General features: G+C 60.1%; 18 protein-coding genes. 5 read left to right on the top strand and 13 right to left on the bottom strand.

Annotation, left to right across the window (positions count from 1 at the left end):
- Nucleotides 1-29: 29 nt before the first annotated feature.
- Together mfd and ACR0B5_RS02985 are read right to left on the bottom strand one after the other, a co-directional pair.
- Nucleotides 30-3,491: a transcription-repair coupling factor gene (mfd, locus tag ACR0B5_RS02990; RefSeq protein ID WP_480538323.1), complete on the bottom strand. Its 3,462-nt coding sequence runs from the start codon at nucleotides 3,489-3,491 to the stop codon at nucleotides 30-32.
- 20 nt (nucleotides 3,492-3,511) lie between these two features.
- Nucleotides 3,512-4,036: a component of SufBCD complex gene (locus ACR0B5_RS02985; protein ID WP_480538321.1), complete on the bottom strand. Its 525-nt coding sequence runs from the start codon at nucleotides 4,034-4,036 to the stop codon at nucleotides 3,512-3,514.
- A gap of 120 nt (nucleotides 4,037-4,156) precedes the next feature.
- Here ACR0B5_RS02985 and hemB point away from each other — a divergent pair, with 120 nt between their 5' ends.
- The 4 genes from hemB to ACR0B5_RS02965 all read left to right on the top strand — a co-directional run bounded on the left by hemB (nucleotide 4,157) and on the right by ACR0B5_RS02965 (nucleotide 8,996).
- Entirely contained in the window at nucleotides 4,157-5,155 is a 999-nt protein-coding gene (gene hemB, locus ACR0B5_RS02980; protein WP_480538319.1) for a porphobilinogen synthase, read from the top strand.
- 142 nt (nucleotides 5,156-5,297) lie between these two features.
- Entirely contained in the window at nucleotides 5,298-5,870 is a 573-nt protein-coding gene (locus tag ACR0B5_RS02975; protein WP_170373852.1) for a lipid-binding SYLF domain-containing protein, read from the top strand.
- 162 nt (nucleotides 5,871-6,032) lie between these two features.
- Complete coding sequence (locus tag ACR0B5_RS02970; RefSeq protein WP_480538316.1) at nucleotides 6,033-8,495, top strand: penicillin acylase family protein; 2,463 nt, start codon at nucleotides 6,033-6,035, stop codon at nucleotides 8,493-8,495.
- A gap of 105 nt (nucleotides 8,496-8,600) precedes the next feature.
- A complete protein-coding gene (locus ACR0B5_RS02965) occupies nucleotides 8,601-8,996 on the top strand; it encodes an ester cyclase (RefSeq protein WP_480538314.1) in 396 nt (131 codons plus the stop codon).
- Between the two features lie 3 nt (nucleotides 8,997-8,999).
- Here ACR0B5_RS02965 and hflX read toward each other — a convergent pair whose 3' ends face one another.
- The 4 genes from hflX to trkA form a co-directional block, all read right to left on the bottom strand.
- Entirely contained in the window at nucleotides 9,000-10,271 is a 1,272-nt protein-coding gene (gene hflX / locus ACR0B5_RS02960; RefSeq protein ID WP_480538312.1) for a GTPase HflX, read from the bottom strand.
- Nucleotides 10,271-10,510 carry an RNA chaperone Hfq gene (hfq, locus tag ACR0B5_RS02955; protein WP_005982826.1) on the bottom strand — a complete coding sequence of 80 codons (240 nt, stop codon included), beginning with the start codon at nucleotides 10,508-10,510 and terminating at the stop codon, nucleotides 10,271-10,273. The genes hflX and hfq overlap by 1 nt, the downstream gene beginning before the upstream one ends.
- A 130-nt stretch (nucleotides 10,511-10,640) precedes the next feature.
- Nucleotides 10,641-12,179: a TrkH family potassium uptake protein gene (locus tag ACR0B5_RS02950; RefSeq protein ID WP_170638591.1), complete on the bottom strand. Its 1,539-nt coding sequence runs from the start codon at nucleotides 12,177-12,179 to the stop codon at nucleotides 10,641-10,643.
- The gene (trkA, locus tag ACR0B5_RS02945; RefSeq protein WP_170466662.1) at nucleotides 12,179-13,555 is read right to left on the bottom strand and encodes a Trk system potassium transporter TrkA; all 1,377 of its coding nucleotides are present in this window, start codon (nucleotides 13,553-13,555) and stop codon (nucleotides 12,179-12,181) included. Before trkA ends, ACR0B5_RS02950 begins: the two co-directional genes overlap by 1 nt.
- A 96-nt stretch (nucleotides 13,556-13,651) precedes the next feature.
- On the opposite strand from trkA, the gene ACR0B5_RS02940 reads away from it, so the two are divergent.
- The gene (locus tag ACR0B5_RS02940; RefSeq protein WP_170466659.1) at nucleotides 13,652-14,131 is read left to right on the top strand and encodes a hypothetical protein; all 480 of its coding nucleotides are present in this window, start codon (nucleotides 13,652-13,654) and stop codon (nucleotides 14,129-14,131) included.
- Here the strand turns inward: ACR0B5_RS02940 and ACR0B5_RS02935 are convergent.
- The 7 genes from ACR0B5_RS02935 to dusB all read right to left on the bottom strand — a co-directional run bounded on the left by ACR0B5_RS02935 (nucleotide 14,119) and on the right by dusB (nucleotide 23,236).
- The gene (locus tag ACR0B5_RS02935; protein WP_480538309.1) at nucleotides 14,119-15,279 is read right to left on the bottom strand and encodes an MFS transporter; all 1,161 of its coding nucleotides are present in this window, start codon (nucleotides 15,277-15,279) and stop codon (nucleotides 14,119-14,121) included. The genes ACR0B5_RS02940 and ACR0B5_RS02935 overlap by 13 nt on opposite strands.
- A gap of 43 nt (nucleotides 15,280-15,322) precedes the next feature.
- A complete protein-coding gene (locus tag ACR0B5_RS02930; protein ID WP_480538307.1) occupies nucleotides 15,323-15,913 on the bottom strand; it encodes a helix-turn-helix domain-containing protein in 591 nt (196 codons plus the stop codon).
- A gap of 18 nt (nucleotides 15,914-15,931) precedes the next feature.
- Complete coding sequence (gene ntrX / locus ACR0B5_RS02925) at nucleotides 15,932-17,341, bottom strand: nitrogen assimilation response regulator NtrX (RefSeq protein ID WP_170373861.1); 1,410 nt, start codon at nucleotides 17,339-17,341, stop codon at nucleotides 15,932-15,934.
- Nucleotides 17,338-19,626, bottom strand: coding sequence for a sensor histidine kinase NtrY-like (locus ACR0B5_RS02920; protein WP_480538305.1), 2,289 nt, complete (start codon nucleotides 19,624-19,626; stop codon nucleotides 17,338-17,340). The genes ntrX and ACR0B5_RS02920 overlap by 4 nt, the downstream gene beginning before the upstream one ends.
- Before the next feature lie 99 nt (nucleotides 19,627-19,725).
- The gene (locus ACR0B5_RS02915) at nucleotides 19,726-21,093 is read right to left on the bottom strand and encodes a response regulator (RefSeq protein ID WP_170373863.1); all 1,368 of its coding nucleotides are present in this window, start codon (nucleotides 21,091-21,093) and stop codon (nucleotides 19,726-19,728) included.
- Nucleotides 21,093-22,181: a two-component system sensor histidine kinase NtrB gene (locus ACR0B5_RS02910; protein ID WP_170659687.1), complete on the bottom strand. Its 1,089-nt coding sequence runs from the start codon at nucleotides 22,179-22,181 to the stop codon at nucleotides 21,093-21,095. The genes ACR0B5_RS02915 and ACR0B5_RS02910 overlap by 1 nt, the downstream gene beginning before the upstream one ends.
- Nucleotides 22,178-23,236, bottom strand: coding sequence for a tRNA dihydrouridine synthase DusB (gene dusB, locus ACR0B5_RS02905; protein WP_480538302.1), 1,059 nt, complete (start codon nucleotides 23,234-23,236; stop codon nucleotides 22,178-22,180). Before dusB ends, ACR0B5_RS02910 begins: the two co-directional genes overlap by 4 nt.
- Nucleotides 23,237-23,308: the final 72 nt, after the last annotated feature.

Raw genomic sequence — 23,308 nt, 5'->3', positions numbered from 1 at the left:
CCGCTGCGGGGGCAGCGCCCCCTTCCCCGCTATCCGCCTGTTTTGGCCTTTTTTCTTTCTGCCACGACTTTCTCAGCAAGGTCACGCGCAATCGCAAAAGCGCCTTTGATCTTGTCGCTGTCATTCTTCCAGTCGCGCCGCACAACGATTTTGTTGTCTTTGACCTTCGCCATGCCGCGCTGGTTCTGGATGAATTCGACCAACCCTTGCGGCGAGGCGAATTTATCATTGTGAAACTGGATCGTCGCGCCTTTCGGCCCGCCATCCAGTTTTGCAATACCCGCGCGCTTGCACATGGCCTTGATGCGGACGACCAGCATCAGGGTGTTCACCTCTTTTGGCAGCGCCCCGAAGCGGTCAATCAGTTCCGCGGCAAAGCCCTCAAGTTCGACCTTGGTCGAGAGCGATGACAAACGGCGATAGAGGCCCAGGCGGACATCGAGGTCAGGCACATAATCCTCGGGGATCAGTACCGGTACGCCCAGATTGATCTGAGGCGCCCATTGGTCATCGGCGTCCGAAAGCCCTTCCATCTCGCCGGCCTTGATCTTGGCAATCGCCTCTTCAAGCATCGACTGGTAGAGTTCATAGCCCACATCGCGCATCTGGCCGGATTGTTCTTCGCCCAACAGATTTCCGGCCCCGCGAATATCGAGGTCCTGACTGGCCAGCGTGAACCCGGCCCCCAGCGTATCGAGCGACCCCAGAACGCGCAGGCGCTTTTCGGCGGTGGCGGTCAGCTTCTGGCGCGGCTTGGTTGTGAGGTAGGCATAGGCGCGGGTTTTTGAGCGCCCGACCCGACCTCGGATCTGATAGAGCTGCGCGAGGCCGAACATATCGGCCCGATGCACAACCATGGTGTTGGCCGTTGGGATATCCAACCCACTTTCCACAATGGTCGTCGCCAGAAGCACGTCATATTTACCATCGTAGAACGCGTTCATGCGGTCGTCGAGTTCACCTGCCGCCATCTGCCCATGAGCGACGACGTATGTCAGTTCTGGCAATTGCTCCTTCAGGAACTCTTCGATCTCAGGCAGATCCGAGATGCGCGGCACAACGTAGAAGCTTTGCCCACCGCGATAGTGTTCGCGCAGCAATGCCTCGCGGATCGTCACAGCGTCGAACTCGCTGACGTAGGTGCGGATCGCCAGTCGGTCGATGGGTGGTGTGCCAATGATTGACAGGTCGCGCACTCCGGTAAGTGACAGTTGCAGCGTCCGAGGGATGGGCGTTGCGGTCAGTGTCAGAACGTGGATATCCGAGCGCAGTTGTTTCAGGCGCTCTTTGTGGCCAACGCCGAAATGCTGTTCCTCGTCGATGATCAGCAGGCCGAGATTGTTGAAACGGACACCTTTCGCCAGCAGAGCATGGGTGCCGATCACAATATCGACTGTCCCGCGCGCCAGCCCGTCTCGAGTCTGTTGCGCCTCTTTCGCCGAAACAAAACGCGATAGCTGCCGGACCTCCAGAGGGAAGCCTCGGAAGCGTTCCTTGAACGAGGCTGCGTGTTGACGAGCAAGCAGAGTGGTCGGCGCAACGACGGCTACCTGCACGCCTGACATGGCGGCGACAAAGGCCGCGCGCATGGCGACTTCGGTCTTGCCAAAGCCCACATCGCCGCAGATCAGACGATCCATCGGCGCGCCGGAATGCATGTCCTCCATCACCTCGGAGATTGCGCGCAGCTGGTCGTCGGTTTCCTGATAGGGGAAACGCGCGCTGAACTCCTCCCACGCGTGGGGCGGTGGGTCCATCACGGGAGCTTTGCGCAGGGCGCGTTCGGCCGCGATGCGGATCAGCTTGTCCGCCATCTCGCGGATGCGCTCTTTCAGCTTGGCCTTTTTCGCCTGCCACGCGCCGCCGCCCAGACGGTCCAGCAGCCCTTCGTCGTGGCCGTATTTGGACAGCAGCTCGATATTCTCGACCGGCAGGTACAGCTTGGCTGCTTCGGCATATTCCAGCAGCAGGCATTCACGTGCCGCTCCGGCGGCTGTGACGACCTCCATCCCCATGTAGCGACCGATGCCGTGGTCAACATGAACGACCAGATCGCCGGGGCTTAGGGATTGGGTCTCGGTCAGGAAGTTCTCGGCCTTGCGGCGTTTCTTGGGCTGACGGATCAGGCGGTCGCCCAGAACGTCTTGTTCCGCAATCACGGTCAGGTCAGCCGTCTCAAACCCATGTTCCAAGGCCCAGACCGCCAGATGGAGGCCCCTTTTGCCGATGCGCGTACCATCGGTGACCGGGATCGCCTCGGCCAGACCTTCGTCTTCGATCAAGCCGGTTAGACGCTCTCGCGCGCCTTCGGAATAGGACGCGATCAGCACCGGCCCCTTGTCCAGCTTGCCCTTGATGTGATCCGCCAGAGCACCGAACAGGCTGATGCTTTCCTGTTGGCGTTCGGGCGCAAAGTTCCGCCCGATCCGCCCGCCCGCGTCGATCACGCCGGGTCCGCTGGCCTGCGGCAGAGGGCTGAATTGCAGCACGCGCCGATCGCCCACGGCCCGATCCCACGCCGCGTCATCGAGATAAAGCAAACCCGGCGGTGTCGGCTTGTAAACCGTATCCATGCGTGAGCGGTTTTCCAGCGCCAGCCGCCGTGTCTCATACTGATCGGCAATCGTATCCCACCGCGCCAGACGCGCGGGTGAGACCTGATCGTCCAGAGAAATCGTCGCCTCCGGCAGATAGTCGAACAGGGTTTCCAGCTTTTCGTGGAAGAACGGCAGCCAATGTTCAATGCCCTGATGTTTTCGGCCCGCACTGACGGCCTCATAGAGCGGATCATCCGTGCCCGCCGCGCCGAATTCGATGCGATAGTTCTGACGGAACCGGGTGATGGCGGCCTCGTCCAGAATAACCTCGGATACGGGGGCAAGCTCGATCACGTCAAGCTTTTCGGTGGTGCGCTGCGAGACCGGATCAAAGCGGCGCGCGCCGTCCAGAACGTCTCCGAACAGGTCCAACCGGATGGGGCCGGATTCGCCCGGAGGGAAGATGTCGATGATCCCGCCCCGGATCGCGTAGTCTCCGGGCTCCATCACGGTCGGGCTTTGGGTGAACCCCATCCGCACCAGGAACTTGCGCAGGGCGTCTTCGTCCACGCGTTGGTTGACGCGAGCGGTAAAGGCAGCCTCGCGCAGAACCTCGCGCGCAGGCACGCGTTGGGTCGCGGCATTCAGTGTGGTCAGCAGCACGAAACGCTCGGGCATCTGGTGGACCAGCGCTGCTAGCGTCGCCACCCGCGCTGCGGCGATATCCGCGTTGGGCGAGACCCGGTCATAGGGCAGACAATCCCAACCGGGGAAAACGAAAACCGGCACATCAGGGGCAAAGAACGCAAGTGCTGCGCGCATCCCCTCGAGCCGCTTGTCATCTCGTGCCACATGGCAAACCGGCCCGCCCGAGCGCGCGATCTCGTTCAGGACAAGCTGTGCGTCATACCCTTCGGGGGCACCGCCGACTGTCACGTGGTTCGGAGCCTTCATCCCTGCCCTTTCAGATTTCGCTATCCCAGAACGCCGATTGAAAGGTTCTGATACATGCCCCACATCGAAGTGACCAGTATCGAGATCATGCCGATGATCTGTGTATAGAGGCGGCATCGTGACAGCGTCTTGGTAACGCGATCCAATGTCAGATTATGCCGCCGCAAACGGCGTGCGTGGACAATGTTGATGAAGGTCACGACGACCAAGGGAAACAATAGCAGGAACACGGCCTGTGCGAATTCAACCCAATAGTAAAAGCCCAGCGTCGCCAATGCGGTAAAGACGAAACAGGCCATTGCCAGCATCACCATGCCGGACGCCTCGACATAGTAGAGAATGCGGTTGGTATTGATGCGCACGATGTCCAGCAGGTCGATCTCAAGCTGGCCTCCGACGCGGCGCGCACGGACCACCATGTCGTAGGGCACGCCCATCGTCCAGTGACTGGCTGAAGACCACGTGACCGCAAGAACAATCCAAAACCACAGATTCGAAAAGCTGCGCATGTCGATGAGTTCGAAAATCTTAGAGTACCAGTCCAAACGCAGCCCTTTTTTCACAATCCTCAGGGGGGTTCTGTCGCGATGGCGCGTCCATTGATGCCCTTGAGCCCTCGGCAAATTCATGCCACCCAATGCAGCAATGTTCAAGGAGGACGCGCCATGAAACCGACCATCGCCCCCTACCCCAAAACCCGATTTCGCCGGGCGCGTCAGTCCGATGCGATCCGCGGGCTGGTGCGCGAGCATACGCTGACCACCGACGATCTGATCTGGCCGGTTTTCGTACGCGACGGCGAAGGTATTGAAGAGCCCGTGCCCTCGATGCCCGGCGTGATGCGGCGGACGGTCGACTTGATTGCCAAATCAGCGGTCGAAGCGCAAGCCCTTGGAATCCCAGCAATCTGCGTCTTTCCCTATACCGATGCGTCGCTAAAGACCGAGGATTGCGCCGAGGCCTGGAACCCCGACAACCTCTCGAACCGCGCGATCCGCGCGATCAAGGCCGCGGCGCCGGATATCGCGATCATGACTGATGTTGCGCTGGATCCGTACAACATCAACGGCCATGACGGCTATGTGGTGGATGGCGAGATCGTGAATGACCAGACCGTTGAGGCGCTGGTCAAGATGACACTCGCTCAGGCCGAAGCCGGGGCCGACATCATTGGTCCGTCAGACATGATGGATGGCCGGATCGGCGCGATGCGATCGGCGCTTGAGGCGGCGGGTTATCACAACGTGATGATCCTCAGCTATGCCGCGAAATATGCCAGCGCCTTCTACGGCCCGTTCCGCGATGCGGTTGGTGCCTCGGGCGCTCTGACCGGCGACAAGAAAACCTATCAGATGGACCCGGGAAACTCGAACGAGGCGCTGCGCCTGATCGAACGTGATCTGACCGAAGGGGCCGATATGGTGATGATCAAGCCGGGTATGCCCTATCTGGATATCTGCCGCCGCGTGAAAGACACGTTTGGTGCGCCCACATATGCCTATCAGGTCTCGGGCGAATACGCGATGATCCATGCGGCGGCGCAGAACGGGTGGATCGATGGCGACAAGGTGATGCTGGAGAGTCTGCTGGCGTTCAAACGCGCGGGTTGCGACGGAATCCTGACCTATTTCGCGCCGCAGGTCGCACGGGCTCTTCAGGGCTAAAACCCCGGCACCTCGCGATTTTTTGCCGACTGTTTCGCGGGCCGTGGCAGCTTTGTCGTGACATGCAGGGCCAATCGGCGTATTCTTGCACATAAGATCGGGAACACCCGACGTATCAGGCACAGTTACAGAGAAAAAAACCATGAGCAGTTCCACTCTTCCCCGACTAAACCGTCGCGGCTTTGCCTTGGGCATGGCAGGTCTGACCCTGACCGCAGCCTGCGGCAACGGCGTCGGAAACTCGAACGCGGCCACCCTTGATGCCCGTGTCGACGCGACCCTCACTGAGATGTTTGCCCGCTACCCCAACACGGTCGAGATCGCAGAAAAAGCCAACGGCATGCTCGTCATGCCCCTGATCACCGAGGCCGGTTTCGTATTCGGCGGCGGATATGGTCAGGGTGCGCTACGCATCAATGGAGCCACGGTTGACTATTACTCGGCCGTCAAAGGCACCGCGGGTCTGCAGATCGGCGCGCAGCAATATGCCCACGTGCTGTTCTTCATGACCGAGGACGCGCTGAACGACTTCCGCCGCTCCAGCGGTTGGACAGCCGGTGCCGATATTGGCTATGTGGTCAGCGATCAGGGTGATCAGTTGTCAACCGATACGACCACCCTGCTGAGCCCGGTCTTGGCGGCCATCTTCGGCCAGGCGGGCCTGCAGATCGGCGCGACCGTCGAAGGCATCAAATACACCCGCATCATTCCCTGATTTTGCACTACCACGCCCCTCACTGAAGGACCTCGTCCCCTCTTGGGGCGGGGACTTTTTCATTGCCACTTCAAGACAGGTTTCCGCAGTGTTCCTCTTTCGGTCAGGGCGGCCTTGAAGTAACCTCTCGCCACGTGAAGAACGAATACAAGTGGGACGTCCATGGCTCTTGTCTTTCGCTGGTTGATACGCATCACCACGGGTCTTGTCCTGCTGGTACTTGCCGCCATCGGACTGGTCTATTTTCTGGCCAGCCAATCGCTGCCCGAATACGATCAAACCCTTGAGGTACAGGGCGTCACTGCCCCGGTTGAGATCATTCGTGACACGGCGAACGTGCCCCATATTCTTGGCGAAACCGACCCGGATGTGTTCTTTGGCTTGGGCTATGCGCACGCGCAGGATCGTCTATGGCAGATGACCGTCATGCGCCGCACCGCACAGGGCCGCCTGTCCGAGGTTTTTGGCGCGCGCACCGTTGCCGTCGACAAGCTGCTGCGTCGGCTTGACCTCTATGGCCTGGCGCATCGCTCGGTCGAGGCGCAGGACGACTATACCAAGGCTGCACTGCGCGCCTATTCCGCAGGAGTCAACGCCCGCCTCACACAGATCAACGAAGAAGCTTTGGGCCGCGGCGCGCCCGAGATGTTTCTGTTCAACGCCCCCGTCTCCCCCTGGCAACCCGGCGACAGCCTCGCGGTGATCAAACTGATGGGATTGCAGCTGTCGGGCCACCTGAAGGATGAGGTTCTACGCGCCCGCACCTCGCTGATGCTGGACGATCCCGCGCGGCTGATCGACATTCTGCCGGATGTGCCCGGAGCCGGTATCGCCGCCCTGCCCGAATATGCCCAGCTGTTTCCCGGCCTGCCGCGCTATGCCGCGGGGACGCCGATGCCGGATACGCCGCTGTCGCCATTCCCCAAACGTGGTTTAGCCGGAGCGTCAAACGCATGGGTTGCCGCGCCGTCACGATCGGCCAGTGGCGGAACTCTGTTGGCCAACGACCCGCATCTGGGTTTCAACGCGCCCGGCGTGTGGTACCTCGCGCATCTGGACCTTGCAAAGGGCGGCGTGATCGGTGCAACGATCCCTGGTATTCCCGCCGTGATGAGCGGCCGCAGCGACCGTCTGGGCTGGGGCCTTACTTCCTCCTATCTGGACGATCAGGACCTGCATATTGAGCAGCTCAACCCTGACAATCCCGAAGAATACCTGACCCCCGACGGGTTCAAGGAATTCCAGAGCCGCCCTTCGATCATCGAGATCAAGGACGAAGCCCCCATCACTCTGACCCTGCGCTGGACGGAGAATGGCCCGGTTCTGCCCGGCAGTCACTATGATCTGGAAACGATCACGCCACCGGGCCATGTCGCATCATTGTCCTGGACCGCACTCAGCCCGAATGACACATCGATCAGCGCTTCAATGGCCCTGATGAACGCTGATACCGTACACGAAGCCATTGACGTCGCAGAGAATTTTATTGCGCCGTCGCAGAACCTGTCTCTGGTCGACACCGAAACGATTGGCCTGAAACTGATCGGAGCAATCCCTCAGCGCGACCGTCTGAACCAAAGCAAGGGGCGTATCCCCACCCCCGGCTGGATTGCAGAAAACCGGTGGCAAGGCCGGATGCCCTATGCCACCAACCCCGAGTTCACCTCACCCGCCGGTGGTCTGCTGGGCAATACCAACAACAAGATTATCGACCGTCCATTTCCCAACCATGTCTCGTTCGAATGGGGTGACACGCAGCGCGTTCACCGCTGGGAACGGCTGATGCAATCACGCGAGGTCCATACCCGCGACAGCTTTATCGAAGCGCAACTTGACACTGTCAGTTTCACCGCTCGCTCGCTACTACCGCTGATCGGAGCTGATTTGTGGTTCACCGGTGCCTCGGCCCCCGAAGGCACGCCCGAGCGCCAGCGCCAGATCGCCCTGACCCTGCTGGCCGACTGGAATGGCGAGATGAACGAACATTTGCCCGAGCCTTTGATCTATGCCGCGTGGCTGCGTGCCTTGCAAATCCGCCTGATCGGGGATGAACTCGGCCCTCTGGCCAGTGAGTTCAAACATGTCGAACCTCTGTTCATCGAACGGGTTTACCGCGACATTGATGGCGCGTCGGTCTGGTGTGACGTGCGCCAAAGCGCCCCGGTCGAGACCTGCTCGGACATGGCAGAGCTGGCGTTGGATGACGCGCTGATTTGGATCGCCGAGACCTACGGCACCACGCTGGAATCCCTGCGCTGGGGCGATGCCCATCAGGCCACCCATGATCATCCTGTCCTCGGGAATGTTCCGGTCCTGCGCTATTTCGTTAACATTCGCCAATCGACCAGCGGAGGCGATAACACTCTGCTGCGTGGACGGACATCAGGCGAAGGCCCCGATCCCTTCTTGAACGTGCATGGCGCAGGGTATCGCGGCGTCTATGATTTCGCCGATCCTGACAGTTCGGTCTTTATAACCGCAACCGGGCAGTCCGGGCATTTCCTGTCACGCTACTATGACGATCAGGCACAGCTGTGGCGGCGTGGAGAATACATCCCGATGTCCCTCGACATTGATCTGGCGCGGGCCGCTGCGGTGGGTATCACCACACTCACCCCGCAATAATCCGCCCATTCGGCGACTCCTCGCCCCGATTTCCGAGGTGTCGTGGCATGATCTGTGGTTTCGTCCTACCATAATCGGGCGACACCGCATCTACTGGGGGGGATCATGGCCAGCCTACGGGATACTCTGAACACGCTTGCGCGCGACTATGCCATCGCCTGGAGTTCGGGCGACCCAGATTCGGTCGCCAGTTTTTATGCACCTGACGGGCAGATCATCATCAACCGAGGCGACCCTCTCAAAGGCCGGGACGCCATCGCCGAGATGGCCCGAGGGTTCTATGCCGAATTCCCCGACCTTGAGGTCCGTTGCGACATGCTCCGCTGGGCTGGGTCACATGCGATCTTTGTCTGGACCCTCGAAGGGCACCATGCGGAAACCGGCAATCACGTGGTCACGCGGGGTTGGGAGGAATGGGAGTTGACCGAAGACCACAAAGTACAATCCTCTTTGGGCTGGTTTGACGCCGAGGACTATCAAAGACAAATCGACGGCAAATAGCCTTCAAAGCCCCGCAAACTGCGCTGCCTGTTTGTCAGTCCACAGCACGGTGATCTCAAACCCATCTTCGGTTTGCTCTTCGGATCGGACCACATCCTGCCGGAACAGCCACGCGCGCTTGTTCCCTTCAGCGAAGCTCAGCGAGAGAGTGGTTTCACGCCGGACCCCCTGCAGTTTTATCGCGATATCAGCCAGCAGAGGCGTGATCCCATCCCCGGTCACGGCCGAGATTGCAAAGATCGACGGATCGCGGTCAGCGCGTGCCAAAACCGCCTCGCGCTCTTCGGCGTCCAGTAGATCGGTCTTGTTCCAAACCTCCAGCATCGGCCGCTCATCATCGACACCCAGTGAGGTGAGAATCGCCTGAACGTCATCGGCCTGCGCTTGTGACTCGTCATGGCTGATGTCGCGCACATGCACGATCAGATCCGCGCCCAGAACTTCCTCAAGCGTTGCCCGGAATGCCGCGACCAGTTCGGTCGGCAGATTCGAGATGAAACCCACCGTGTCCGACAGGATCACCTCGGGGCCGTCGGGAAGAACAACGCGGCGCATGGTCGGGTCCAGCGTGGCGAACAGCATGTCCTTGGCCATCACCTCGGCCCCCGTCAGGCGGTTAAACAGGGTGGATTTGCCCGCGTTGGTATAGCCCACAAGCGCCACGATCGGATACGGCACCTTGGCACGCGCAGCCCGGTGCAAAGTGCGCGTCTTGACCACCTTTTGCAGCTGCCGACGCAAACGCACCAGTTGCTCATCAATCGCGCGGCGGTCGGCCTCGATCTGAGTCTCACCGGGGCCGCCAACAAAGCCCAACCCGCCCCGCTGGCGCTCCAAGTGGGTCCAGGCCCGGACAAGCCGCGTGCGCTGATAGCTGAGCGCGGCCATCTCGACCTGCAACACACCTTCGCGGGTGCGGGCACGGTCGCTGAAAATCTCAAGGATCAAACCCGTCCGGTCGAGGATCTTGACCTTCCACGCTTTCTCTAGATTGCGCTGCTGAACCGGTGTCACGGGGCCGTCGATCAGAACCAGCTCGACCTCGCTTTCGTGCAACCGTTCTGCCAGCTCGTCGATCTTGCCGCTGCCGAAAAGAAGACCCGGCTGGGCGCGCGGCAGGCGCACGATCTCTGACCCGATCACGTCCAGATCGGGCATTGCGGCTGCCAGTGCAACCGCCTCTTCCAGCGCGGGTCCGGGGACGCGGCGCTGTTCATCTGATTTGATTTCAGGATGCAGCACCCAAGCCCGGGTGCGCTTCCTTTCATGTTCCATCAAGAGGCGTCTTCGCCCTCATACAGGTTGATCGGCTGCGATGGCATGATGGTTGAAATCGCGTGTTTGTAGACCAACTGCGACTGTCCGTCGCGGCGCAACAATACGCAGAAATTGTCGAACCAAGTGATCACACCCTGCAATTTCACGCCATTGATCAGGAAAATCGTGACCGGGACTTTTGCTTTCCGTACATTGTTCAGGAACGCGTCCTGCAGATTCTGTCTGTCCGAAGCCATATTTTATTAACTCGCCATTGTTCTTGCTACGCGCTGCGGACCAACGCGCTCCCTCTGGCAGAGTATGGAGTGACGCGCACAGATATTCCAGACGAAAAATCAGGCAGTAACGCTGGGCACGCGCAGTGGTTCAATCCCGCCACAGGGTCGGCGTGATCAGCGCGATGATCGCCAGCGTCTCAAGCCGACCGATCACCATCGCCGCGCAGAGCGTCAGTTTGGCCCCGCCCGACAGGTCAACCAGGCGGATCGGGACATCCGTCGCAAGCTCGATCAACGGTCCGGTTGTGCTGAGAGCAGCGACACTCAGCACCATGGCCTGCTCAAACCCCGACCCCATCAGGGCCAGTAGGAGGTTAAACAGGGCAAGGGTCAGCGCGAACATCATCAGGAATATCCACGCGATGAAAGCTCCGTCGCTTTGAATGCGGCGGTTACCGCCGCCGGTACCACTGACCGAAGATGGGTGGATCAGCCGGTCAATCTCGCGCGCGCCGTTAAGGTAGAGCGCAAAGACCCGCAGCAATTTGACCCCACCTGCCGTGGTCGCGACACCGCCACCAACCAGCGCCAACCCCATCAGAACCAAGCCCGGAGTCCCCAGACCCGAAAGCTGCTGGGCATCGTTCCAGTTCGCACTCTCGAACCCGGCTGTGGTCAGGAAAGCGAGGCCCGTGAACAGCATACCCCAAATGACGTGTAAGGCTTGCAAGGGCTGCAGCTGGCCTCCGATTTCATTGACCCCTGCCCAAACGCGGAAGAATAGCAGCACAGCGACCGCCAACACGATGAACAGCCCGATCCGGAACTCGGGGTCCTTGTCCAGCCGGGCAAAGCCGCTGGCGGCCGTGTCGGTTGAAAAGGTCAGGCGTGACAGGGCGAAAAGCAGGAAGAGAAACAGGATCATCTCCCCCGTGATGCCCGCCTGAGCGCCCTCCAGTCCGCCAACAGGAGAGATACCCGAGGTCGCCATCACCGACATCGCATGGCAAATCGCGGTCAGGCCCTGCTCTCCGGCGATCAGCAGTAGGATGCAGACTACGACGGTCAGGCCCGCATAGATCGGCGTCAAAGTCCGGGTCACGCGCAGCAGGCGGCCACGCGGATCGACCTGCTCACTCTGTGCCACGCCCGAGACTGGTCGACCGGGTTGACCGCGCGCCGTGACCTCGAACCCGCCCAAGGACAGCGGCGCCAAAATCGCGGCAGCTGCAATCCACATCAGCAGACCGCCCATCCAGCCCACCAGCGCGCGCCATAGATGCAACGGCGCGGTGAGGCGACCAGGGTCGGGAAACAAATCTGCTCCGGTCGTGGTGAGGGCACTGACCATGTCGAAATAGGCGTTCAGAAAGGTGGTATTGCCAAGCGCGTCGTGGAACGGGATGGCCAGAAAGATCGGCAGAACGGTGAAGCAACCCAGTAGCACCGCCAACTGCCCCAGCGTCCCCCTCCGCGGCATCCGGTTCGAGGCCGCCAGCGCAATTGCGGATACCAGAAACAACCCAAGCAACCCGGAATAGAGGAAAGACCGCGAGGTATCGTGATCATCCAGCGCCAGCGCATAGCCTGCTGGCACCCACATAGACAGCGCCGAAATCCCCCAGATCAGCAGAAACAGCGGCAAGCGCCGCAAGACCCCGATCCGAGCTGTGACCACACGCGCCATCAGAAGAAATCAATCGAAACCTGCAGCAGCCGTTCGACCTCGGGGACGTCCTTGGCCATAGCAAAGATCGACAGCACGTCCTTTTCGTCAATCCGCAGACTGCCCGTTGGGCGCAACAATTCATCGCCTTTGAGAACCGCACCGACCAGAACACCCTCGGGGAAGTCGATATCGCGCAGTTTCTGTCCGGCCATGGGCGAGGTCGAAAGCACCTCAGCCTCAATCACTTCCGCCTCGGCGTCGCCGATGGAGTAAACCTGCCGCACCCGCCCGTGCCGGATATGGCGCAGAATCGAGCTGACGGTCGTGGCGCGCGGGTTGATATAGGCGTCGATCCCCAGAGGCCCCATCAACGCCACCATGCTGGGGTCATTGATCAGCGCAATCGCCAGCGCACAGCCTTCGGCCTTTGCGCGCACGGCGGCCAGCATGTTGGTACGGTCATCATCTGTGACGGCCAGCATCGCATCGGCACGGTCGATACCTGCCTCGTTCAACAAAGCCGAATCCAGCCCGTCGCCATGCAGGACGATGGTCCGCTCCAACGCCTCGGCGGCTTTTTCGGCGCATTCCCGGTCCCGTTCGATGATTTTGGCCCGCACACGGCTTTCGCGTTCTTCCAGCGTTCGCGCGACCTCAAGCCCGACATTACCGCCGCCGACGATCACCACACGGTCTTGCCGCTTTTGCGCTTTGCCGAACACCTCCATCGTCCGGTCGACATCCTTCACGCTGGTGAAGACATAACATTCATCACCAACGAACAGCTGATCTTCGGATTCAGGCGCAAACAGGCTGCCCTCGCGCCGGACCCCGACCACGATCGAACTGAGGGTGGAAAACAAATCGGTCAATTGCCGCAGAGGCGTGTTCACGATCGGGCAATCCTCGTCGATCCGTATGCCCAGCAGCTGGGCCTTGCCGTTCATGAACATCTCGGTGTCAAAGGCGGACGGGGCTGACAAGCGGCGCATAGCGGCGGCGGCGACCTCACGCTCGGGGCTGATCACCACATCAATTGGCAGGTGGTCGCGGCGATAGAGGTCCGAGTGGATCGCCTGAAGGTAGGATTGCGACCGCAAACGCGCGATCTTGCGCTGGATGGCAAAAACCGAATGGGCCATCTGGCAGGTGACCATATTCACCTCGTCCGAATGGGTCGCGGCGATGATCATGTCGGCATCGCGCGCCCCTGCCCGTTCCAGCACATCCGGATAGCTGGCGAAGCCCGCGATCCCCTGCACGTCCAGCGTTTCCGTCGCTCGGCGCACAAGATCAGGGTTGTTGTCCACCACCGTGACGTCGTTCAGCTCGCCCGATAGATGCCGTGCGATCTGCCAGCCAACCTGACCCGCACCGCAAATGATGACCTTCATGTTTCTGGCCCTTCTGCCTGAAATCTTTGAATGACAGATGGTCCTGAGAGGGTCAATTGAATTGTCATACCCGACCTTTTCGGGCAGAATAAGCATATGAAAACACTCGTTCACCTGCTTGTTCCAGTGATGCTGCTCACCGCCTGCGGCCCGCTTTCCATATACTATCGCGAGGGGGAAAGCGTGTCGAAGATGCAGGAACAAACCACTCAGTGTAAGGTTCAGGCGCTTGAACAAGCACCGGTTGCCAACCAGGTCCGTCAGGGCCCGCCGACCTATTGGCCGGGCCGCACCTATTGCGACGGAAGCGGACGGTGCTATCGCAGTGGCGGTTGGTGGGAGCCGGGGCGCATATACACAGTCGACGTCAACCAACCCCTGCGCAACACCGTTGAGGCACAGTGCATGGCGCAGAAAGGGTTTCGCCCTGTCAGCCTGCCGCCTTGCAAATCCGGCGTGAAGTCCCGTGTTCCGGCAACCCGCACAACGACCCTGCCTCCGCTGAATACTGAATCCTGCTTCGTCAAATTCGATGACGGGTCGTTTCAGATCATTACGCCCGGTCAGGCCGGCTGACGGAGCGCTCGTTTTCGCGCCAATGCGACATGCGCAAGGATCGCAACCGCGTAGATCCCGATCACTGTGATCAACATGCCACCCTCCCCCGTCCACCCAAGGACGGCTAATAGGACAGGCGTACCCAACAGGTTCCCCGCATTGCCCATCTGCGCCATGGCGCCGTAGCTGAGGGCCTGCGTCTCGGGCGTTTGGTTCAGGATTGGCACGGCGGCAAAGCTACCCCCTTGCACCAGACCCAGCACCGCAAACAGACATATACAAACCAGTTCGAGCGGTACGCCGAGGAACACCCCGGCTATAGCAAATATTCCGAGCGCAAATCCCAGATTGACGACCGCGACGCAGGACATGCGGGATAAGAGGATCGGGACCGCGAGCCAGCTCAGAACAATGCCTGCCAAAGGCATGAGGCCCGCAACCGTCGCGGCATGCCCCTCGGGCAGCCGACCCGGCAGGATGGCCAGTAAAGAGACGAAGGTTAAAGTGTAGAAGAACCAGCCTATGGCCGGGGCCGACACAAAGGGCGACTGGTAGGTGCGCAGATGCACGTCAAAGAGTTCGCCCCAACGCCAAGGGGCAGCACCCTGGGATGGTTGAACCTTTAATCCACAAAGCAGGATCAGACCCGCGACGGCGATCATCAGGCCGCCGTGCAGAGCGAAGAAGAACGGCAGCCCGAAATGCTCAACGACCGGCAGGCCGATCCAGGCGTTCAGAGCGAAGGCCACACCGAAGAATGTGCTCCACAATACCATCGAGATATTGCGCCCCTTGCCGCTGGTAATCTGCGCAATCAGAGTGGGCGCAGCGACGACTATGACGAGGTGCGAGACCCCCTCGACAAACCGAGTGGCCAGCATGGTGTAAAATCCGGGAAGGCTCGCCTGAAAGATCGACAGCGCGCCGCCCAGACACAACCCTCCAATCAGCAGTTTCAACGCCCCGACGCGCCCGACGACGGCACCGGACACAGCACCCAGAACCGCGCCCAACAGGCTGATGATCGACAACAGCCACCCCATGCTCTCGGCATGATTGGAGTAGAGCAGCACAAGTTCGGGAAATGGTACGGCAATCTTGGCAAATTGCGTGGCCGCGCCCAGACCGGCCAACCAGAGAAGAAGAACCTGAGATGTTTGTATCATGGAGCGCTTCTACAGCGCCTGCTCAGCCCACGGAACGCATAAATTATGCGCGCGCTTTTGTCCCGCTGACTAGGCGAACCGGCGTTCCATCAGAAAGGTATAGACGTTCCCAGAAGATTTCTCCGGCACTGATCCGAATACAGTCGTGAATCGCCTCGGAGGTCTGGAACGCCTTAGGCGCGGGCGTATGCAGATCCCACCATCCTTCGGCCTCCAACTCGGCCTCGGCCTTCTGGATTTCTTCGGTCGCGAACTGCCATAGCGATACCCCCAAAAGCGCGTTCTGACTGGTTTTCCAGTCCCTTGCCCGACTAGCGGAATAGGCAAGGCATTTGTGGCTCGCCTCTTCCACCAAATGAAGGCAATCGGAGGAATTCATTACCAAGCGCCGCAACGCGCTATCGTCGGATCGCTTTGGACCAAGCACGGCAAAGACCGCTTGCTGAGTGTCCGGAGGCGGCGTTTGCCCGCCTCTCTCCCAACGTGAGATGGTGGCCTGATCCACCTCCAGCAGCTCGGCCAGATAGGCCTGTTTGTACCCGACGGATCGGCGCAACCGTTTCAGGCGCTTGCCGAAGCCCGGATAGCCCCGGGTCTCAAGCCGCTTACCCGTAGTTGGCGCGCCGATACCCATCGTGAACGCTCCGGCAGATTACTCTGCCGGTTCCGGCTCATCAATTTGTGCAACGCGCGCGCCCGATTTGTTCGAGGTCACAACGCCCAGCGATTTCAACTTGCGGTGCAGCGCGCTGCGCTCCATCCCGACAAAGCTGGCCGTGCGGCTGATATTACCACCAAACCGGTTAATCTGGGTCAGCAGATACTCCCGTTCAAACGCTTCACGCGCCTCGCGCAGGGGCAGAGTGGCCAGCGCACCGGACAGGACCACACGACCCGAATCCTCGGCCTTGTCCTCATCGCTCGGCAGCTCACGCGCCTCAATCGGGCCTGTGCCATCGCCGAGGATCAGAACACGCTCGATCAGGTTCTTCAACTGACGGACGTTGCCGGGCCAGGTCATGGTTTGCAGCAGAGCAACCGCTTCCTCGGACAGTTCCCGAACCGGCAAGCCCTGCGTTTCATTGCACATTTCGATGAAATGCTGTGCCAGAACCGGAATATCCTCACGACGATCCTCCAGCGAGGGTACGTCAATCGGGACAACGTTAAGGCGGTGATAAAGTTCCTCCCGGAAACGCTCGGCCACAATCTCATCATCGAGGTTCTTATTGGTCGAGGAAATCACGCGCAGATCGACCCGCACCTTGTCCGAGCCGCCAACGCGCTGGAATTGCTGATCGACCAGAACCCGCAGAATCTTAGATTGGGTCCCCAAGGGCATATCAGCTACTTCGTCGAAATAGATCACGCCGCCATGGGCCTCTTCCAGCAGGCCCGGCTCCACACCGCGTTCGCTGCTTTCGCGTCCGAATAGAACCTCTTCGACCCGCTCCGGCTCGATTCCGGCGCAATTGACCGTCACGAAGGGCGCATTGGCCCGGTTGGAATGCGCGTGGATATAGCGCGCCGCGATTTCCTTGCCCGAACCCGCCGGTCCGCTCAGCATCACACGGCCGTTCGACTTGGTGACCTTGTCCAACTGGCCTTGCATCGCCCGGAACGAGGCCGATTTGCCGATCATATCCGAGCAGCTGACCTCTTTGCGTTTCAGCGAAGCATTCTCGCGACGCAAGCGCGAGGTCTCCATCGCGCGGCGGATCACGACCATCAACTGGTCGATATTGAAGGGCTTTTCGATAAAGTCATACGCGCCCTGTTTGATTGCGGCGACGGCGATTTCGATATTGCCGTGACCCGAAATAATCACCACCGGCACATCCGGGTTGTCGCGCTTTACCGCCTTCAGAATATCAATCCCGTCCATGCGGCTGTCTTTCAGCCAGATATCCAGGATCAACAGCCCCGGCGGTTCGGAATTAATAGACGACATGCACTCATCTGAGTTCGCCGCCAGTCGGGTTGAATAGCCTTCGTCCTCCAGAATGTCGGACACCAGTTCGCGAATATCGCGTTCGTCATCTACGATCAGAATGTCGCTCATCTTTGGCCTGCTTTCATTATGTTGGTTTTAATCGCCTGCTTCTGTGGCGCTGAATTGGATGGGAGGGTCGCCCCCGGTAAACGGATCACGGCCATTGCGCCGAAATGGTCCTGTCCGTCAAAGGTGGGCGCGTCTTCTAGCGTCAGCGCTCCGCCGTGTTCTTCGATGATTTTCTTGACGATAGGCAGGCCCAGCCCGGTCCCTTCGTCGCGTGTGGTTACATAGGGCTCAAACAACCGCGCACGGTCTTCCGGCAGCCCGATCCCGTTATCCGCGATGGTGATGATCGTCCCAGCATCGTCGCTGGAGACCGCCACCTTGATCTGCGGCTTCAGGTTTTCAGGAGCGCCCTTTTCTTTAAGGCTTTCAATAGCTTCTCCGGCATTCTTGATCAAGTTGGTGAACGCCTGATTCAGCATGGTCGCGTCCACATCCACAGGGATCGTTTGGTCTGGAAGATCCGCATCAATCTGCACTTCGGGTTGACCAGCCTGTTGCAGCAGCACCGCCTCGCGCACCAGCGCAACAACATCTTCTTCGCTCCGTTCAGGCTCGGGCATGCGCGCGAATTTCGAGAACTCATCCACGATCCGCCGCAAGTCATTGGTCTGACGCACAATCACGTCGGTCATGGAGACAAGGATATCGCAATCCTTTTCATCCAGCTTGCGCGAGAATTTCCGCTTGATCCGCTCCGCACTCAGCTGAATCGGGGTCAGAGGGTTCTTGATCTCGTGTGCAATCCGCCGGGCCACATCGCCCCACGCGGCCATACGCTGCGCGCTGACCAGATCGGTGACGTCATCAAAGGCCACAACATAGCCCTCAAGCCCGCCATCTTCGCCCCGCCGCGTGGCCATCCGCACCAGCAGGTTCTCCAACTGGCCTTTGCGGGTTACCTTGATCTCACCTTGCACGGCCTCTTGCCCGCTGCTTTTCAGGCTTTCGAACAGAGGCAGGAACTCGGGCACGGCGATGCCAATGGCCAGATGCTCTTCGCCCCGGGACCAATCCAGCAGCCGCTCGGCAGAGCGGTTGACGAAGGTCACGCACCCTTCCGGGTCAACCCCCACCACGCCCGAGGTTACCGAACTCAGCACCGAGTCAAACAGGCGGCGGCGGCTTTCGATCTGCTGAGTATTCTCAAGCAGCGTGTCCCGCTGGCCTTTCAACTGCCGTGTCATCTGGTTGAAGTACCGACCCAGCATGGCGATTTCGTCATCACTTGCCTCTTCGATCACTTGCACGCTCAGATCGCCGGCACCGACCCTTTGCGCCGCTGTGGTCAGGCGCCCCACGGGCCGCGAGAGGCGTTCCGCGAACCACATCCCCAGCGACATCGCTGCAAGTATCAGGATTAGCGCAAAGCCCAGATAAAGAAGACCGAACTCGAAAAGCACCCGCCCACGTTCGCTTTCAAGCTGCTGATAGAATTGCGCGGTTTCCTTGGTGTCATCCAGCAGCGTCAGCAACTGGCCGTCGACCTCACGACTGACATAGAGGTAGCGGTCCAGATACGCCTGCAGGGGCACAAGCGCGCGGAATTCGTTGTTCTGCCAATCCGCGATGATCAGAAGGCCACTTTCGGTGGCTGCGGCCATCTGCTCGGGGGTCGGCGCTTCGTAGTTGAACAGGTAAGAGCGATCGCCACGCGACCTGATCTCACCGTCGCCGTCAATCACATAGGCCTCACGCAGGCCACGCTGGATCTGAGCCTGCCCCTGCGCCAGAACCTCGCGCAGTTCCGCATCCGAGATGTAAAAATCGCGCGCGCGCGCATTGTCGAGGAAAAGCGCCAGAACAGCGGCGTCTTGTGTCAAGCCCTGCCGGTGCTCAAGCTCATAAGCCTCGGCTGCCGTCAGCGAAGACCCCACAACCTGCCGAACCCGATCCGAGAACCACCCCTCAAGGCCGATATTCACCGTCAGCCCGGCGAAGATCGCGACCGTCACTGTCGGCACCAACGCCAGCAGAGTAAACGCGCCGATCAAACGCAAATGCAGGCGCGACCCCGCCGATTTGGCCCGCCGCGCTGCGATCAGACTGCCCAACTGGCTCATCACCAGAGCCGCAACGACCAGCACGTAAACAAGGTCAGCCAGCAGAATCAGGCGCAACGTCGGGGCAGTTGCGCCCAGATCGAAAGGACCAATGACAAGATATGTCGCAAGCGCCAAGACCGGCCCCAGAAGAACCAGCCCGAAGGTGCTGTAATTGCGCAGTTTCCGGGATCTGCGCCACCGGTTAACCGATGGGAGAATCCCGCTCTGTGCCCGGGTTGCCACCGTCTGCCCTCATCCTGATGTGCTGCTTTCGCAGCGAACCGCCATATCTCGTGGTCTATTCCCGGGCGATACCCGAATGCCACGCTTTGTGTGGCGATATTACATCAGTTTGCGACGGCGTGTCACCTGAATATCGAGGTCCGTGATCTTTTTCCGCAGCGTATTTCGGTTAATCCCAAGTAAATCCGCGCATTTTGCCTGGTTTCCGCCGGTGGCCTCCAGTGCGATTTCGATCAACGGCGCCTCAACTTCCCGCAAAATGCGCTGATACAGGCCCGGAGGTGGCAGCATATTGCCGTGCAGATCGAAATAGCGGCGCAGATGGCGTTCAACCGAGGTTGCCAGCTTCTCACGCTCTCCTCCACCCAGAACGGGTTCGGCTTCGGGTTGGCTGCCCAGAACCATCTCGACCTCGGCCTTCGAGATCTCATCGGACCGGCTGGTCAGGCTGAGCCTGCGGATCGCGTTCTCCAACTGCCGCACGTTGCCGGGCCAGGAATAGCGCCGGACCAGCTCAACCGCATCGGCGCTGAGCCAGCGTTTGGACCCAAGGTCCTTTTCCTCACGGGCCAGAAAATGCTCGGCCAATAGGGTAATATCATCCACGCGCTCGCGCAGGGCTGGAACGTGAATCGTTGCGCCGCAAAGGCGATAGTAGAGATCCTGACGGATACGCCCGCCTTCCATCCCGGCTGTCAGATCCGATTGGCTGGTGGCCATGAAGCGAGGCACGTGATCGCCCGGTGTGTCCATCATCCGGACGATCCGGGCCTGAATCTCATCGTCGATATCGGCAATCTCATCAATCAACAGCGTCCCGCCGCGCACTCGCGCCATGACGCGCGCAGGGCCTTCGAGGTCACGCAGATCAGCCGCCGTTGCCGTCACAAACGGTAAGGTACGACGGTCCGAAAAATCATGAATAGCCCGCGCGATCAGTGACTTACCGGTCCCACTTTCACCAGAAATCATGACTGACAGATCGGTGTTCATCACGCGCGCCACCAGACGATAAAGCGACTGCATCACCGGCGTACGCCCGACCAGAGGCAACTCATCCGGGCGTTCATTCTCCTGCGGTTCGGGGTCGCTCTGCAGGCGTTGCTTCTGCTCCAAGGCACGCGCCGTCCGCTTCATCAGGTCCGGCAGGTCAAACGGCTTGGGCAGGTAATCGTAAGCATCCGCCTCGGCCGCTTGGATCGCGGTCATGATCGTGTTCTGAGCCGAGATCACGATCACCGGCAAGCCCGGCCGGTCCTCGGCGATCTTTGGCAGCATTTCCAAACCGTTGCCGTCCGGCATGACCACGTCCGAGATCACCACGTCCCCTTTGCCTTCGCCAACCCAGCGCATCAGCGTGGTTAGCGAGGATGTGGCATGCACCTTACATCCGGCGCGCGTCAGAGCCTGTGTCAGAACGGTGCGGATCGTGCGGTCGTCATCCGCGACCAGAACGGTGCCATCCATCAGATACTCTCCTCTTTCGGTTTTTTATTTTCAGCCGGCGCACGGCGCAGCGACAGTTTGAAAACGGTCCGCCCAGGAACGGAATCAACGGAAATCCAGCCGTCATGGTCCGAGATGATCTTGCTGACCAAGGCCAGCCCCAGCCCTGTCCCGTTTTCCTTGCCCGAGACAAAGGGGTCAAAGATGTCACTGCGGATTTTTTCCGGCAGGCCCGGACCATCGTCGATGATCTCTATCTGCAGCGGCAGCGAATGTCCCGATCCATCACTGCGGCGCAGGCGGAAGGAATGTTCGAAATAAGTGCGCAGGCGGATTGTACCGCCCTGCGGACCAGCCGCCTCGGAGGCGTTTTTCAAAAGGTTCAGGACAACTTGCAGAAGTTGATCCGGGTCGCCAAAGGCCAGTGGCAGCGAAGGGTCATAATCCTCGACAATGGCCATATCCGCGCCAAAACCCAACAAGGCCGAACGGCGGGCGCGGTCGAGAACATCGTGGATGTTGACCGGCTTGAAATCCGGTTGCTGCAGGTTTCCAAACTGCTCGACCTGCTCCAACAGCTTTACGATCCGACGGCTTTCAGCAACGATTAGATCTGTGAGTTCAAGGTCTTGCGGCGCGATATTCATGCTTAGCAATTGCGCGGCCCCCGTGATCCCCGCCAGTGGGTTCTTGATCTCATGCGCCAGCATTTCGGCCATTCCGATGGCGGATTGCGCCGCGGATTTGACCGTATTGCCCCGCGTCATACGCCCTGCCAATTCGCGCGGGGATATGATCATGATCATCGATCCAGGATGCCCAACCAGCGGTGCAATCTGCAAGGCGCATTGCAGTGGTGCGCGATTGCCCGACCCCGCATCCACATCGTTGACGAACAAAGGCGTTCCCTGAGCACGCGCGCGGTCAAAGGCTTCCTCTAGCGGCGCATCAACGGCGATCTGATCCCAGACGGGGTGGCCGATCACCGACTTGCGCGAGGCGTTCAGGAACCCCTCGCCCGAGGAATTCACATCCGCAATCCGGTCGTCCTGGTCGATAATGAAAGCCGGAACCGGCAGCGAGTTCCAGATGCTCTGATCCGAAGTCATGCTGCCACTCCCTGCTGACACTCCAGCGCATCGCCCAACAGGCGCAGCACATCATCCGTATCGCGAGAGGTCAGAACCGCCCGACGCAGAGGCGCGGGCGTTCTGGCCTCATCCATGTACCAGCCCAGATGTTTGCGGGCGACGCGGAGGCCAAGGTCCGTGCCATAAAAGCTCAACATCGCCTGATAATGCGCGCGCACCATGTCGATCAGATCCGCGCTTTCGGGGATCTCCGGCGCGTCGGTGCCATAGACCTCATGGCAAATCTGCGCCAGCAGCCATGGCTTGCCCTGCGCCCCTCGGCCAACCATGACGCCATCCGCGCCGGATTGCTTCAGCGCTGTGCGGGCCGCATCCGTATCCACGATGTCCCCATTGGCGATGACGGGGATCGAGACCGCCTCTTTCACTGCTCGGATCGCCTGCCAATCGGCACGGCCTTTGTAAAACTGGCAGCGCGTCCGTCCGTGAATCGTGACCATCCGGATCCCCGCCTCCTCGGCCCGTCGCGCCACGTCAGGCGCGTTCAGCAACGCGTCATCCCATCCAAGCCGCGTTTTCAGCGTCACGGGGACATCGACAGCCTCAACCACGGCCTCGATCAAACTCAGGGCGTGATCCGGTGTCTTGAGCAAGGCCGAGCCGGAATAACCGTTGGTCACCTTTTTGGCAGGACAGCCCATGTTAATGTCGATCACGCGCGCGCCACGATCTGCCACCTGACGGGCAGCCTCGGCCATCCAATACGCTTCACGCCCGGCCAGCTGAACCGCTGTGTTCTCCACATCTGCCGACAGCTCGGCCCGCTCGCGCACGCCGGGTTTGGCCTGAACCATTTCCTGACTGGCGACCATTTCACTGACCACCATGCCCGCGCCAAAGCGCATCACCAGATCGCGGAACGGGCGATCCGTGATTCCAGCCATCGGGGCCAGTAACACAGGCGGAGATACGGTTTTGTCGGCGAGGTGCAGCGTCAACGTGCTCAATCCTTGGGCAATTGCGGATTTGATATCGAATTCGAAGCATATGAACAACAAAACGACGGCCATCAAGCCTGCAAAATCATCACTTGCCTATTTTTTAATCACATTACCATGGGTGATTGCCTCTGCATTCACCGCCCC

This window comes from Ruegeria sp. AG1, from assembly GCF_056541705.1.
This window is presented reverse-complemented; position numbering and strand designations above follow the sequence as displayed.